This is a genomic window from Massilia pseudoviolaceinigra (genome assembly GCF_030846505.1).
GTDB classification, from domain to species: domain Bacteria; phylum Pseudomonadota; class Gammaproteobacteria; order Burkholderiales; family Burkholderiaceae_D; genus Telluria_A; species Telluria_A violaceinigra.
In genome coordinates this window covers 134,494-149,584 of the sequence record NZ_JAVCWL010000020.1, presented here as the reverse complement: position 1 = coordinate 149,584, position 15,091 = coordinate 134,494, and the positions used below count along the sequence as shown (strand labels likewise).

13 protein-coding genes are annotated in these 15,091 nt (G+C 65.4%); 5 read left to right on the top strand and 8 right to left on the bottom strand.

What is annotated here, in order from left to right; genetic code table 11:
• From RBA40_RS20325 to RBA40_RS20290, 8 genes are all read right to left on the bottom strand, one after another.
• Positions 1-369, bottom strand: a 369-nt coding sequence (locus RBA40_RS20325) for a response regulator (RefSeq protein WP_306649563.1), incomplete at its 3' end; no start/stop codon positions are given.
• Positions 359-3,403, bottom strand: a complete 3,045-nt coding sequence (locus RBA40_RS20320) for a sensor histidine kinase (RefSeq protein ID WP_306649562.1) — start codon at positions 3,401-3,403, stop codon at positions 359-361. The genes RBA40_RS20320 and RBA40_RS20325, both read right to left, overlap by 11 nt.
• 100 nt (positions 3,404-3,503) lie before the next feature.
• Complete coding sequence (locus RBA40_RS20315; RefSeq protein WP_306649561.1) at positions 3,504-4,061, bottom strand: TMEM175 family protein; 558 nt, start codon at positions 4,059-4,061, stop codon at positions 3,504-3,506.
• Positions 4,058-4,744 (bottom strand): YoaK family protein, encoded by a 687-nt coding sequence (locus tag RBA40_RS20310; RefSeq protein ID WP_306649560.1) that lies wholly within the window; start codon positions 4,742-4,744, stop codon positions 4,058-4,060. The genes RBA40_RS20315 and RBA40_RS20310 overlap by 4 nt, the downstream gene beginning before the upstream one ends.
• Positions 4,741-5,703: an alpha/beta fold hydrolase gene (locus RBA40_RS20305; RefSeq protein WP_306649559.1), complete on the bottom strand. Its 963-nt coding sequence runs from the start codon at positions 5,701-5,703 to the stop codon at positions 4,741-4,743. The genes RBA40_RS20310 and RBA40_RS20305 overlap by 4 nt, the downstream gene beginning before the upstream one ends.
• A 60-nt stretch (positions 5,704-5,763) precedes the next feature.
• Positions 5,764-6,447, bottom strand: coding sequence for a hydrolase (locus RBA40_RS20300; protein ID WP_306624067.1), 684 nt, complete (start codon positions 6,445-6,447; stop codon positions 5,764-5,766).
• A 35-nt stretch (positions 6,448-6,482) separates the two neighbouring features.
• Positions 6,483-8,327 (bottom strand): amidohydrolase, encoded by a 1,845-nt coding sequence (locus RBA40_RS20295; protein ID WP_306649558.1) that lies wholly within the window; start codon positions 8,325-8,327, stop codon positions 6,483-6,485.
• A complete protein-coding gene (locus tag RBA40_RS20290) occupies positions 8,324-8,572 on the bottom strand; it encodes a DUF1427 family protein (protein WP_306649557.1) in 249 nt (82 codons plus the stop codon). The genes RBA40_RS20295 and RBA40_RS20290 overlap by 4 nt, the downstream gene beginning before the upstream one ends.
• Before the next feature lie 125 nt (positions 8,573-8,697).
• Here RBA40_RS20290 and RBA40_RS20285 point away from each other — a divergent pair, with 125 nt between their 5' ends.
• The 5 genes from RBA40_RS20285 (at position 8,698) to RBA40_RS20265 (ending at position 14,943) form a co-directional block, all read left to right on the top strand.
• Entirely contained in the window at positions 8,698-10,404 is a 1,707-nt protein-coding gene (locus tag RBA40_RS20285; RefSeq protein WP_306649556.1) for a DUF8614 domain-containing protein, read from the top strand.
• A 202-nt stretch (positions 10,405-10,606) separates the two neighbouring features.
• A complete protein-coding gene (locus tag RBA40_RS20280; protein WP_306649555.1) occupies positions 10,607-12,355 on the top strand; it encodes a methyl-accepting chemotaxis protein in 1,749 nt (582 codons plus the stop codon).
• Positions 12,356-12,487: 132 nt separating this feature from the next.
• Positions 12,488-13,180, top strand: a complete 693-nt coding sequence (locus RBA40_RS20275; RefSeq protein ID WP_306649554.1) for a hypothetical protein — start codon at positions 12,488-12,490, stop codon at positions 13,178-13,180.
• On the top strand, positions 13,173-13,823 hold the full coding sequence (locus tag RBA40_RS20270) for a hypothetical protein (RefSeq protein WP_306649553.1): 651 nt from the start codon (positions 13,173-13,175) through the stop codon (positions 13,821-13,823). The genes RBA40_RS20275 and RBA40_RS20270 overlap by 8 nt, the downstream gene beginning before the upstream one ends.
• 97 nt (positions 13,824-13,920) lie before the next feature.
• On the top strand, positions 13,921-14,943 hold the full coding sequence (locus RBA40_RS20265) for a BON domain-containing protein (protein WP_306649552.1): 1,023 nt from the start codon (positions 13,921-13,923) through the stop codon (positions 14,941-14,943).
• Positions 14,944-15,091 lie beyond the last annotated feature (148 nt).

The window sequence follows — 15,091 nt, the reverse complement described above, 5'->3', positions numbered from 1 at the left end:
CGCGCGGATCGCCTCCGTCAGCTCCTTGCGCAGCGCGCTCTTGAGCAGATACGCCTGCGCGCCCGAGCGGATCGCCTGCAGCGCGCGCGCGTCGCCCCGGTAGGTGGTCAGCACCGCGATGCGCGCCTGTGCGAATTCGGCGCGGATCGCCTGGATCGCTTCGATGCCGTTCATGTCCGGCATCTGGATATCGATCAGCGCCACGTCCGGCTGCAGCACGCGGTATTGCGCCACGGCTTCGCGTCCGTCGCCGGCTTCCCCGGCCAGGCACATATCGGGCTGGCTGGCGATGACGGCGGCGATCCCTTCCCGCATCATCGGATGGTCGTCGCACACCAGCACGCGTATGGGTATCGTTTCAGATGTCATTGGTCCCCTCTCTTATCGTTTTTGTACGCAGCCACGCAAACAGGCTCCTCGTTCCGCGCCGGTACGCCAGTTGTGCCTTCATGCCGAGCCGGACCTCGCTGCCGCGCGCCGGGTCGCTGTCGATGGCCAGCTGCGCGCCGATGCGGCCGACCCGCTCGTGCATGCCCCGCAAACCCCAGTGGTCGGCCCGTCCCATCGGCGTCAGGTAGACGCGGGCGATGCCGAGGCCATCGTCGCTGACCGTCATCTGAAACTGGCGCGCGCCGTACTCGATATCGACTTTGACGTGCAGCGCGTGCGCATGGCGAAACGCGTTGACGATCGCCTCGTGCCCGACCTGGTACACCTCGTCGCGCACCAGCGGGCGCAGTGGCGCCGGCGAGCCGCGCACCGTGAGCGCAAAGCGCGCGCCGCCTTTCTGTTCGAGTTCCGTGCCCAGCGCCGCCAGGGCCTCGTGCAGTTCGCTCAGGTCGACCGCGCCGGTGCGCAGGTCGCGCACGCGGTCGCGCCCTTCGATCAGCACCTCGTCGGCGCGGTCCAGCGCTTCTTCCAGGCTACGGCGCGCCGGGCTGTCGGCCGGGATGGTGTAGACGATCGCCTGGAAGCGCAAAATCAGCCCGTGCACGCCCTGCAGCAAGGTGTCGTGCAGGTCGCGCGCGATGCGTTCGCGTTCGCTGTGACGCTCCTCGATGCGCTCGCGCAGGCGTTCTGCGGCGCGCCGCATGTTCATCCGGTACAGCATCCACAAGGCGGCAAACGCCAGCGCGCCGGCCAGCAGCAGGAACAGCGGCTGGCGGTACAAGGCCGGCGGGATGCTGAACTCGAACACGGCTTCCTGCGTGCTGGGCAGGCCGTCCTGGTTATGCGCCAGCACGCGGAAGCGATACTTGCCCGGATCGAGCCCGGTGTACACCGCTTCGCGCTGGCGGCCCGCATCCTGCCAGCCGACGTCGTAGCCGTCCAGACGATAGCGAAAATTCAGCCGCTCGGGCGCGGACAGGCTCAGGGCCGTGTAGTCGATCACGATGCGTTGCGCGCCCGCGGCAAGCGTGGCCGGCGCGCCGCTGGCCGCACGCACGCCGTCCACATGGACGGACTCGATCAGCACCGTCGGCCCGGCCAGTTCGGGGTGCGGACGCTCCGGATCGATCCAGGCAACGCCGTTACTGGTCGAGAACCACAGCCGCCCGTCGCGGCTGCGCACCGCCGTGGGTAGCGGCAGCACCTGGTATGGGTCGTTCGCCAGCCCGCCCATCAGGTCGTATGAGCGGTAGCGGATGCGGTAAGCCGCATCGGCGTAGGCGCGCGCAAGTTCGGCAGCGGTCAGTTGGAAAATGCCCGAGCGCGAGTGCACCCACAGGTCGTCGCCGCTGCCATCCTTGAGCGGCACCACGATGATGGCGTAGATATTGGCGAACAGGCCGTTGTCGGGCAGGCGCAGCGCCTGATAGCGCTCGCCTTCGATGTAGCCGATGCCGCGCTGGCCGCCGATCCAGGTGCGCTGGCCGTGGTGGGTAATGGCGGTGACGTGGCCGATGTCCATGCCGTCCGCCTGGCCCCAGTGCCTTTCGCCGTCGCCTTCGCGGGTGACCAGCAGGTTGTCGCGGTAGCCGAACCACAGCCGTCCTTTGGCGTCGGCCGACGCGGTGACCGGCATGCGCTGGTTGGCCGAGGGCGATGGCGGCGGCGTGGCGATCCACACGCCGTCGCGCAGGCGGAACAGGCCAAGGCGGTTGAACGACACCCACAGGTCGCCTGCGGCGTCGCGCGCCATCGCCCGCACCGACGATTCGGCCAGGGCGGCCGGCGGCAGATCGGCAAAGCGTTCCAGGCGCGCCCCGCGCGAGCGCCAGATGCCGCTTGGGCCGCCCATCCAGATTGTGCCCTCATGATCGCGCATCGCGCACGATACCGGCGCCGGCATGTCCAGCACGTTCATGCCGCCATCCATCAGGCGCATGGCCGGCCGGTTGCTCGGTCCCGCCCACAGGCTGCCGTCGTTGCCGGCAACGAGGGCGAAGTTGAGCGACCCGGGAGGAAAGCCGGCCGGCATCAGCGCGCGCGGGCGAAAGCGATCCAGCCCGCCGTTGCTGCCGACCCAGAGATTGCCTTCGCCGTCTTCGAGCATCTTCCAGATGAAGTCCGAACTGAGGCCGTCGCGCGCGGTAAACGAGGTGCGCTTGTGGAGGGCGCCGATGCTGGTCGGCTTGGCCACGTACTGCACACCGTTGCCGGTGGTGCTGATCCACAGGCCGCCGCCGCGGTCGAACAGCAGGCCGATGGCCGGCGTGCTGGTGGCGAGGGAGCCGGAAGTGAGGTGGCCGTCCAGCAGTACCACGCGATGGACCTTGCCGCTGTAGCGCTCCGTGAGCCAGATGGCGCCGTCGGGCGCCTGCGTGATCTGGCTGACCCAGTCGACCGCCAGGCCGCTGTCGATGAAACGGCGTTCGCCCTTGGGCAGGTACAGCAGGCGGTTTTCGTTGGCCGCCCACAGCGTGCCGCCGCCGTCGACGAACACCGCGCGCGCTTTCTTCCCGGGGAAGTGCCATTTGGTGCTCACCAGTTCCCAGTGAGTGCCGTTGTAGCGCGCCAGGCCATCGTCGGCGGCGATCCAGATCGCTCCATCGCGGTCGCGCGCGAGGCTGTAGACGGCGCCTTCCGCCAGGTTGGGGCCGGGCAGGTGTTCGCGCATGCCGTGCGGGCCGATCACGCGCACGCCGCCGAAACGCAGGCCGACCCATAGTTCGTCGTCGACAGCCAGCAGCGAGGCGACGATGTTAAGCGTGTTCAGGCCGGGCGCTTCGTAGCGCACGAAGCGAAAACCGTCGAAGCGGAACAGCGATTCATTGGTGCCCAGCCACAGGTAGCCGTCGCGCGTCTGGGCGATGGCGCCGACCTGGCTCGGGCCGCCGTCGGCCGCGACCCAGCGCCGGTGCTCCAGGTGGTCGAGCGAGCGCACTTGCGCATGTGCCGGGCCGCTGAACGCGAGCACCAGCACGAGGGCGGCCTTGCGCCACCAACGTGTGCTGGACATGCTGTGCGGTTTCATACGTGATTCGTCCTGTTCGCTGTGCGGTCAGCGGCCGGCCTGTCGCTGTTCGTGGCGCCGCGATGATACCATCCGCGCCAGGGGTTCAAACCGGTGCGCGCGGGCGCAGCCACATCGCGGCGACGACCACGTGCACGACGGAACCGGCTGGCGCGTACCACAGCGCGAGCGGGATCGCGAGGGCATACAGCAGCATCGACGCCAGGTTTTTACGCTCCATCCAGCTCGGCCGCGCGGTGGGTGCGTGCGCCGCGCCGCGCCGGCGCAGCACCTCGTCGAGCCCCACGAAGCCGATGGAGCACATCAGCAGCACCGCGCCGTACATGGCCACCGGGGCCGACTCGAACGGGTGTTCGCCTGCCCAGGCGGTGACGAACGGGATCAGCGAAATCCAGAACAGCAGGTGCAGGTTGGCCCACATGGCCAGGCCGTCGACTTTCTGCACCTTGTCGAACAGGTAGTGGTGGTTGATCCAGTAGATGCCCACGTAGATGAAGCTGAGCAGGTAGCGCAGCATCAACGGCAGCACCGGCGCCAGGTCGTGCGGCGCCGGGCCGTGCGGGGTTTTCAGTTCCAGCACCATGATGGTAATGATGATGGCGATCACGCCATCGCTGAACGCTTCGAGGCGCACTTTGTTCATGCGCTTTCCTTGCCCGGTTCGGGCAACGCCATTTCGGCGCACAGGATGGCGATCGGGACGAGCAGCGCGATGAAGCCGAATGCCATGAAGGCAAAGGCGGCGGCAATGGCGCCGATGGCGAAGGCCAGCAAGGGCCAGAAAAATTTGCCGCAGCGCGCGCTGGTGGCGGCGTCGCCGGCGCCGCGCAGCACGTCGATGCTGTCGATGACGACCTGGGTCACGTTCCCGGTCATCATGGACGTAGGCGCCAGTTGCGCCAGCAGCAGGCGGCTGCTGGCGCTGTGCGCGCCCATCGCGGCGGTGCCGAGAAGGCCAGCCGCCATGGCCAGGGTGGAAGCGGTGTCGCCGATGGGCGCGGCGGCCATCCCCGCCAGCATGAAGCCGGCCAGCAGGACCACCTGCAGCAGCAAGGCCAGCGTCAAAGCTGGCCACTGGCGCCGTTCCGAAGCGAGGATCAGCAGGCGCGCCATGGCGATACCGGCGATGAACGCCGGGAAGGCCAGGAACTTGAGCAGGATCGACGCCTTGGAGGCGTCGGCCAGCGCAACCCCGATCAACACGAAGTTGCCGGTGACATGGGCGGTGAACAATCCGAACAGGGCGACGAAGCCCAGGGTGTCCACGTAGCCCGCCAGGAAGCCCATGTCGATGCTGCGAAGGCGGTTGCGCTGGTCGGGGGTCACGATTTGGCGAAAGCGAGAATGTCGGCGTTGACCTTGTCCTTGTGGGTGTCGGTCAGGCCATGCGGGGCGCCGGGGTAGATAATCAGCTTGGCGTCCTTGACGATGGCCGCCGACGCTTTGCCCGCGGCGTCGATCGGCACGATCTGGTCGTCGGCGCCGTGGATGATCAGGGTCGGCTTGTCGAATTTTTTCAGGTCGGCGCGGAAGTCGGTTTCGGAGAACGCCTTGATCGAGTCGTAGGTATTCTTGTGGCCGGCCATCATGCCCTGCATCCACCAGGCGTTGATCAGGCCTTGCGATGGCTTGGCGCCAGGGCGGTTGAAGCCGTAGAACGGTCCGGAGGCGAGGTCGAGGTAGAACTGCGAGCGGTCCTTGACGCAGGCGCTGCGGATGCCGTCGAACACGTCCATCGCCAGGCCGCCCGGGTTGTCGGCGGTTTTGAGCATCAGCGGCGGGACCGCCGAGATCAGGCCGAGTTTGGCGACGCGCTTGGTGCCGTGGCGGCCGACGTAGCGGGCCACTTCACCGCCGCCGGTCGAGAAGCCGATCAGGATGGCGTTTTTCAGGTCCAGCGCTTCGATGACCTGGGCCAGGTCGTCGGCGTAGTGGTCCATGTCGTTACCGGTCCAGGGCTGGCTCGAACGGCCATGACCGCGGCGGTCGTGGGCGATGACGCGGAAACCATTGTTCGCAAGGTGGAACATCTGCGATTCCCAGCTGTCGCTGTTGAGCGGCCAGCCATGGCAGAACACGACCGGTTGGCCCGTGCCCCAGTCCTTGTAATACAGTTCGACGCCGTCTTTGGTGGTGATGGTGCTGGAGGTGCGTTTGATAGCGGAGCCTGGCGCGGCCTGGGCGCTGGAGGTGATGGCGGCCAGCGGGATGGCTGCGGCGAGGGATGCGCCGGCGGTGATGGCTGCGCGGCGGGAGAGGGTTTTCTGGTTTTCGTTTGTGGACATGGTTGCATTCGTGAGATTGACGTCGTCGCTCCCGCGGGAACGACGAGGTGGTGGAAGGAGTTACTTGGCCGGTACCGGCGCCAGCACTTCGTGCTCGCCCGTGGTGCGTTCGGCCGCCTTGTGCACCATCGTGTAGGCGTAATCGACGCCCATGCCGTAGGCGCCCGAGTGTTCGCGCACGATGGCCATCACGGCGTCGTAGGTGTCGCGGTGCGCCCAGTCGCGCTGCCATTCGAGCATTACCTGCTGCCAGGTCACCGGCACCACGCCCGCCTGGATCATGCGCTGCATCGCGTAGTCGTGCGCTTCCTTCGAGGTGCCGCCGGAGGCGTCGGCCACCATGTAGATCTCGTAGTCGCCTTCGGCCATGGCGCACAGCGCGAAGCTGTTGTTGCACACTTCCGTCCACAGGCCGGCCACGATGACCTTTTTACGGCCGTTCGCTTTCAACGCATCGCGCACCTTCTGGTCGTCCCACGAATTCATCGAGCTGCGCTCTAAAATCTTCTGGCCCGGGAACACATCCAGCAGTTCCGGATAGGTGTGGCCCGAAAACGCCTGGGTTTCGACGGTGGTGATTACAGTCGGGATGTTGAACGCCTTGGCCGCCTTGGCCAGCGCCACCGTGTTGTTCTTGAGGACCTGGCGGTCGATCGACTGCACGCCGAACGCCATTTGCGGTTGGTGGTCGATGAAGATCAGTTGCGAGTTGTGTGGCGTCAGGACGTCGAGTTTCGGATTCATGCAATGCACTCCTTGGGTTGGAAAAATTGGGCCGGTCAGAACGCGAAGCAGCTGCAGCCAAGCGCGCCCCAGAACCCGGTATGGCTGGCCACCGGGATGGTCGATTTTCGCGCGATGCCGTGGGCGTGGCCATGCACGCCGCAGGACCCGGCGCACAGGTGCGGCAGCGCCGTGCGGCTTGCTGCTGGCCGGTAATGGCCGCCGAAGGTCTTCACGGGCGACCAGTCGGGCAGCACGGGAATCGGGGCCGGCGCCAGCGGAGCGAAGTCGCCTGCGCCGTACACCACCTTGCCGCCGACGACGGTGAGCACCGATTCGAGCGCCTTGATGTCGTCTTCCGCCACGCTGAAGAAGTCGGCGGACAGCACCGCCAGGTCGGCCAGCTGGCCCGCCTTGATGCGGCCCTTCTGGTGCTGCTCGCTGGAGAACCAGGCGCTGCCCGAGGTCCACAGTTCGAGCGCGGTGGCGCGCGGCATCTGCTGGTCGGCGCCGTACAGGCGCAAGCCGCCGACAGTGCGGCCGGATACCAGCCAGTACAGCGCGGTCCACGGGTTGTAGCTGGCCACGCGGGTGGCGTCGGTGCCGGCGCCGACCGGCACCCCGGCGTCGAGCATGCGCGCGATGGGCGGGGTGTGGCGGGCCGCTTCGGCGCCGTAGCGTTCGACGAAATACTCGCCCTGGAAGGCCATGCGGTGCTGGATCGCGATGCCCCCGCCGAGCGCGCGCACGCGGTCGATATTGCGCGGGCTGATGGTTTCGGCGTGATCGAACATCCAGCGCAGGCCGTCGAAGGGGATGTCGCGATTGACCTTTTCGAACACGTCGAGCATGCGCGAGATCGATTCGTCGTAGGTGGCGTGCAGGCGGAACGGCCAGCGCTGCTCGACCAGGTGGCGCACGACTTTTTCGAGTTCGTCTTCCATGCCGGCGGCCAGTTCGGGACGCGGTTCGAGGAAGTCCTCGAAGTCGGCGGCCGAGAACACCAGCATTTCGCCGGCGCCGTTGTGGCGGTAGTAGTCGCTGCCGTCGCCCGGCTTGATCATGTTGGTCCAAGCCTGGAAGTCCTGCAGTTCGGCGCCCTTGTTTTGCGTGAAGAGGTTGTAGGCGATGCGCACCGTGAGCTGATCGTCGCGCGCGAGCTGGTCGACGATGGCGTAATCGTCCGGGAAGTTCTGGAAGCCGCCGCCGGCGTCGATCACGCTGGTCACGCCCAGGCGATTGAGTTCGCGCATGAACTGGCGCGTCGAGTTGACCTGGTGTTCGAGCGGCAGGGCAGGGCCTTTGGCCAGGGTGGCGTACAGGATCATCGCGTTGGGACGGGCGATCAGCATGCCGGTCGGGTTGCCGGCCGCGTCGCGCACGATTTCCCCGCCGGGCGGGTTGGGCGTGTCGCGGGTGTAGCCGACCGCCCGCAGCGCGGCGCGGTTGAGCAGGGCGCGGTCGTACAGGTGCAGCACGAAGACCGGCGTGTCGGGGCCGGCGGCGTTGAGTTCCCCGATGGTGGGCATGCGCCGTTCGGCGAACTGGAATTCGGTCCAGCCGCCAACCACGCGCACCCATTGCGGCGATGGCGTGCGTTCGGCCTGTTCGCGCAGCATGCGCATGGCGTCGGCCAGCGAGGGCACGCCTTCCCAGCGCAGCTCCAGGTTGTAGTTCAGGCCTCCGCGGATCAGGTGCATGTGCGAGTCGTTCAGGCCCGGGATGACGGTGCGGCCGGACAGGTCGATGATCTTGGTGCTGGCGCTGCGGTGGCGCATCACGTCTTCAACGTCGCCCACCTCGATGAAGCGTTCGTCGGCGATGGCGACCGCGTTGGCGATCGGGTTGGAACGGTCGGTGGTGTGGAAGCGGCCGTTGATCAGGATGAGGGAGGCGCTCATGCGTTTTCCTTGTCGTTGGCGGGCGCTTGCAGGCCGGTGATCTTGGGGGCGCACTCGGACGCGAACCACGCGATGCTCAACGGTTCGCCGGCGATGACGCGCTTGGCGATCGGGACCATTTGCTCGCCGATCAGCATTCCAAGCAGGCCCAGCAGCGCGATGGCAGGCGGGGCGGGCGAACGCACCTGGATCAGTGCGTAGATGATTCCTACCAGCACGCCGGCTCCGATCGACATCAGATACATTTGCTCACTCCTTCAGATGGCGCAGGGCCGAACGCCGGTCCTGTCGCAAACGAGTATGGAAGGCGGGGCGCGGGCGCGATAGAATCAGGATGCTGTTCTTGCCCCCCTATTTTTGCCAAGGCCCCATGAAAAAACTCCTTCTCCCCGTTCTCCTGATGCTGGCAGGCGCCAGCGGCGCCGCCGAGCAGCCTGCCAGCGTCGCCCAACTGAACCAGATGGCCAGGCGCTTCGCGCCGGTCGACCTGCGCGCCGATACGTCGGCCCTGTCCAAAGGCGACAAGGCCGCCATCGTCAAACTGATCGACGCGGCCAAGGTCATCGACACCTTGCAACTGCGCCAGCGCTGGGCCCATAACGAAGCCCTGTGGAGCGCGCTCAAGAAGGACAAGAGCGCCCTCGGCAAGGCGCGCCTGAATTATTTTTGGCTGAACAAAGGCCCGTGGTCCATCCTCGACGGTAACGAGTCGTTCATGCCCGCCACCTACGCCGGCATCACCATCCCGGCCAAGAAGCCGGAAGGCGCCAATTTCTACCCCGAAGGCGCAACCAAGGCATCGCTGGAAGCGTGGATGAACGCGCTCGCGCCCAAGGACAAGGAACAGGCGCAGTGGTTCTTCACCACCATCCGCACTGGCGCCGAAGGCAAATTCAAGACCATCACCTATGCCGAGGAATACAAGGCCGAGCTGGAAAAACTGGCCACGCTGTTGCGGGAAGCGGCGGCATCGACCGACAATGCCTCGCTCAAGAAATTCCTGAACCTGCGCGCCGATGCGTTCTTATCGAACGATTACCTGGCCTCCGATTTTGCGTGGATGGATCTCGATTCCCCGGTCGATATCACCATCGGCCCGTACGAAACGTATAACGATGAACTGTTCGGGTACAAGGCGGCGTTCGAGGCGTACGTGAATATCCGCGATGAGAAAGAAACCCGGAAGCTCGATTTCTTCAGCAAGCACATGCAGGAGCTGGAAGACAATCTGCCGCTCGACAAGCAGTACCGCAATCCCAAGGTCGGTGCGCTGGCGCCGATGGTGGTGGTCAATCAGGTCTATGGCGCCGGCGACGGCAATATGGGCGTGCAGACGGCCGCCTATAACCTGCCGAACGACGAGCGGATCATCAGCGAGCGCGGTTCCAAGCGCGTGATGCTGAAAAATATCCAGGAAGCGAAGTTCAAATCGACCCTGACGCCAATCACCAAACTGGTGCTGCGGCCGGAAGCGCAAAAGGATCTCGATTTCGATTCCTTCTTCACGCACATCCTGGCGCACGAAATCACCCATGGCCTCGGTCCGCACAGCACCACCCGGGACGGCAAGCCGTCGACCCCGCGCCAGGACCTGAAAGACGCGTATTCGACCATCGAGGAAGCCAAGGCCGACATGGCCGGCCTGTGGGCGCTGGCGTACATGATGGACAAGGGCCAGCTGAAAGATACGCTGGGGCAGGGCGAGCTGGCCGAGCGCAAGCTGTATAACACCTTCCTGGCGTCGGCATTTCGCACGCTGCATTTCGGCCTGACCGATTCGCACGCGCGCGGCATGGCGATCCAGCTCAATTACCTGCTCGATCAAGGCGGCTTCGTGTCGCACGGCGACGGCACGTTCTCGGTGGATTTCAAGAAGATCAAGCCGGCGGTCATCGGCTTGAACCGCGAATTTTTGACCATCGAAGCCACCGGCGACTATGCGCGCGCCAAGGAGATGATGGCCAGATACGTGGTGATCCGCCCGGATGTGCAGAAGGCACTCGACAGGATGAAGTCGGTGCCGAACGATATCCGCCCGGCGTTCGTCACGGCGGCGGCGCTGGCGAAGGCGAAATGAACGCGCCGGCATGGCGCAAACGCCAATAATGCCGGTGTATACAGACAGGAAAACCACGCATTCGCGTGGTTTTCACCGATTTTGTTGTTCCCCAAAGCGATCATCCGCTCGGATTTGAGCGGCGGCGATGTGTGGCCGCCAACGCGTGCTAGTCTTTATAAATGTTGCCACATGGCACTTATATAACTTACACGAGCGAGACATGAATAAATCCGGAATGACGATAGGACGCCGCCTGGCGGTGGGTTTTGGCGGGGTGTTCCTGCTGATCGTGGTGCTGTCGGCGATGGCGATTTCGCGCGTCGGCGGCATTGAAGACAGTCTGAATCAAATCAACAAGGTCAATAACGTCAAGCAGCGCTACGCGATCAATTTCCGTGGCAGCGTGCACGACCGCGCCATCGCATTGCGCGACGTGGTGCTGGCCGCCGACGCCGCAGCCGCCCAGCCGCATCTGGACCTGATCAGGCAACTGAACGACAACTATGCGCGCTCGGCCGCGCCGCTGGACGCGCTCGTCGTCGAGCACAGCGATACCACGGCCGAGGAAAAGGCCGCGCTGGCCGGCATCAAGGAGAGCGAACGCAAGACGCAACCGCTGATCGCCAGCGTGATCGCGCTGCGCCTGGCCGACAAGCTGCCCGAGGCCAACGCCTTGCTGGCACAGCAGGCGGCGCCAGCCTTCGTGGGCTGGCTGGCCAGCATCAACCGCCTGATCGACCTGGAAGAAAAGATGACCGGTGTGCAGGCCGACAAGGCTTCCCACCTGGCCAGTTCCTTCCTGCTGTGGATGACGCTGCTGAGCGCGATTGCAATCGCGGTCGGCTCGCTGGCGGCCTGGTTTATCAGCCGCGGCCTGCTGCGCCAGCTCGGCGGCCAGCCCGAGTACGCGGCCAATGTCGTGGCCAGCATCGCCGCCGGCAATCTGGCGGTCGAGATCGACACCGTGGACGGCGACCGTAGCAGCCTGCTGTTCGCCATGAAGGGCATGCGCGACAGCCTGGTGGAGATCGTGGCCCAGGTACGGGCCGGCACGGCGACCATCACGACCGCCTCGTCCGAGATCGCAGCCGGCAACCTGGACTTGTCGGCGCGCACCGAAAGCCAGGCCGGTACGCTGGAAGAGACGGCCTCGTCGATGGAAGAGCTGACCAGTACCGTGCGCCAGAACGCCGACAATGCGCGCCAGGCGAACGTGCTGGCGCTGTCGGCTTCCGAGGTGGCGGTCAAGGGCGGCGCGGTGGTGTCGCAGGTGGTCGATACGATGGCCTCGATCAACGAGTCCTCAAAAAAGATCGTCGATATCATTGGCGTGATCGACAGCATTGCCTTCCAGACCAATATCCTGGCCCTGAATGCGGCGGTGGAAGCGGCGCGCGCAGGCGAGCAGGGACGCGGCTTTGCCGTGGTTGCTGCCGAAGTGCGCAACCTGGCCCAGCGCTCGGCCGCGGCGGCGCAAGAGATCAAGACGCTGATCGGCAATTCGGTCGATCGGGTCGACGCCGGCGCGCGCCTGGTCGACCAGGCCGGCAGCACGATGCAGGAGATCGTCTCCAGCGTTAAACGGGTGACCGACATCATGGCCGAAATCAGCCTGGCCAGCCAGGAACAGACGGCCGGCATCGAGCAGGTGAACCTGGCGATCGGGCAGATGGACCAGGCGACCCAGCAGAATGCGGCGCTGGTGGAGCAGGCTGCGGCCGCGGCCTCGTCGCTCAATGACGAGGCGGCTTCGCTGACGCAGGTGGTGGGCGTGTTCGTGCTGGCCGAAGGCGCCGCGCGCGTGGCGGCTCCGGCGGCGCGGGTCAAGGCTGCGGCGCCAGCCAGACCGGCGCACAAGAGCAGGGCGCTGGCGCGTGCCCCGGCGGCGGCACCGGCGCGCGGGCACGGACAGGGTGCCGGCGCCGGCAAGCGCGCCGAAGTTGTTGCAGACGCGTGGGAAACCTTCTGATTGTTTGCGTTGGCGCTAGCTTGACATAGCGCTATGTTGAGAATTTTCCACAAGGAAAGATATTTTTCCCAAAGCGTCCCGGAGGTCTATATTATTGCTCTTAGGCATTTATAGACCTCCTGAGGAAACGCCATGTTAAAGCACCTTTTGACTGCCCTGCTCGCCCTTATTCCTGCTGCCGCCACTGCTGGCGCCAACCTGACCGAGCTGGAAACGCGCTGGTTGAAGGCCGCCGCTCCCGTGTTGGCGTATTCGCAACGTATGAACTTGCCAATAGATATCACTGTGCAACCAAAAGCCGGCCCCGGCGATGTGCCGCTAGCGATGGGCTTTGTCGACGGCCGCTGCAAGCTGGTGCTGTCGCTGCGCGGCAATCCCGATGCCGAGAAAATCCTGCACAGCGTGCCGGAAGCCGAACGCGCGCTGCTGATCGAAACCATGGCCGCCCACGAAATCGGCCATTGCTGGCGTTACGTGCAGGGCGTGTGGCACGCGCTGCCGGCCGGCTTCGTAGAAACCGGCGACGAACATGCGCACGACGGGCAGATGCTGGCCGAATCGAAAGCCATGCGCGAAATGCGCCGCGAAGAAGGCTTTGCCGATCTGGTGGCGCTGGCCTGGGTACAGCGCCAGCACCCTGCGCAATACGGCCGCGTGTATGCCTGGCTGTCCACCCTGCGCGACGCCGTGCCGGTCGAACGCAGCGGCCACGATACCCGCACCTGGGTGCGCCTGGCGAAGAATGCCGACGGTTTCGGCCGCGGCGCCAGCCCCTTCGACGACGCCGTGACGATGTGGCAAGCCGGATTGCTCAACGATGAATAAGCTGTGCGCCGCCGTGCTGCTGGCGCTGGCCGGCCCGGCGGCATCGGCCGCCGCTCCCGCCACCGAAGCCCAATGGATCGCCGCCGCCACCGAGGCGGTCGCGTATGGCCGCGCGCAAGGCATGCCGATCGATCTGGAAGTGGTGGACGGCAACGGCTTGCCCGGCCATACGCCGGTCGGGCTGGCCAGCGAAAACGGCCGCTGCACTTTGGTCGTTTCGGCCAGCAATAATCCGACCGCCGACAAGCTCAGTTCCATGATCAACCCCGAGCTGCTCGACACCTTCCTGGCGGGCGCGGCGATGCATGAAGTGGGCCATTGCCACCGCCGCCTGAACGGCTATCCGCATAACGAAAAATTGCTGCCGGTGGTGGCCTGGATCGGCCCGCTGCGCGACTGGTTCACGCGCCGCGTGCGCACCGAGGAAGCCTACGCCGACATGACCTCGGTCGCCTGGATCGCGCGCTACCATCCCGAGCGCTACACGGCCCTGGTCAACGAAATGCTGCGCGTGCGCACGCGTTTTCGCGAACCCAAGCACGACACCATAGCCCTGCTCGAACGCGCCCTCGCCGAAGGGCCGCAAGATGCCAACGAGAATCTTTTTGCCCAGGCCGATGAGCGATTAAACAGATATCGATAGTCCTTTTGCGTTCGTATGTACGTTGTCGCACAGATGTTGCGAGTGGTTAGGATGTTAAATCCGTCTACCAACAACCATACATTTAAGGGACCTCACCATGAAACCTATCGTCGCCACATTGCTTGCCACCGCCCTCAGTGCCGCTTTCGCCAGCGCCAATGCCGCCGAGACGCCCGCCAAGCCCGATACCGCGACCTACCGCACGATGACGCAAAAGGCCGCCGCCGACTACAAGGCAGCCTCGGCGCAGTGCAAGGACATGAGCGGCAACGCCCGCAGCCTGTGCATGGAAGAAGCGAAAGTCGTGCGCGCCCGCGCCGACCTGGCTGCGTTGACCGATTACAACAACACCCTCAAAGGCCGCACCAAGGCCCGCACCGAACTGGCTAACGCCGACTACTCGCTGGCCAAGATCAAGTGCGCCGACACCACCGGCGCCGAAAAAGACAGCTGCATGAGCAACGCCCGCGCGGTCCACACCGCCGCGCTGGCCGACGTCAAGGCCGACCGCAACCTGCAGGTCGCCAGCACCGGCACCACCGATACCATGAGCCCGGTTACCCGCACCACCACCACCGATGCCACCAAGTCGGCGGCCGTGGACAAATGCGCCCAGGTAGCAGGCAGCCCGAATACCGGCTGCCTGGTCGATAACAACAAGCGCACGGCGGACATGAACACCACGACCACCACCGGCGCCGTGGCCAACCGTACCGAAATGGCGGCCGACAGCGCCGCCCGGCGCACCGCCAACGCGGTCGACAATGCCGCCGACAAGACCCGTGCCGCCGGCGCCACCATGGCTGCCAAGACCGAGCGTGCGATCGACACCCTGGCCGACAAAACCGAGCGCGCCGCCGACAACATGGCCAACAAGACCGACCGCGCAGCCGACAAATCGGGCGCCGTGATGGCCGATTCGCTGATCACCACCAAGGTAAAGGCCGACATCTTCAAGGAACCTGAGCTGAAATCGATGGCAATCCACGTGGAAACCGAAAAAGGCGTTGTCATGCTGAGCGGCTTCGTCGATTCCAAAGCCGATGCCGAGAAAGCCGTGCGCCTGGCCAAGAGCGTCGAAGGCGTTACTTCCGTCAAGAGCGCGATCAAGGTCAAGTAAGCCAAGCTCTTGCACTACCCAGGCCGGCCCGGCAAACCCGGGGCGGCTGGCGGAAAACAGCGGCCCCGTGCGGTGCGACGATGCGATTGTGTTGCATTGCCGCACTGTTCGGGGCTTTGTCGCTGCAATCCATGGCGCCAGACCCTGC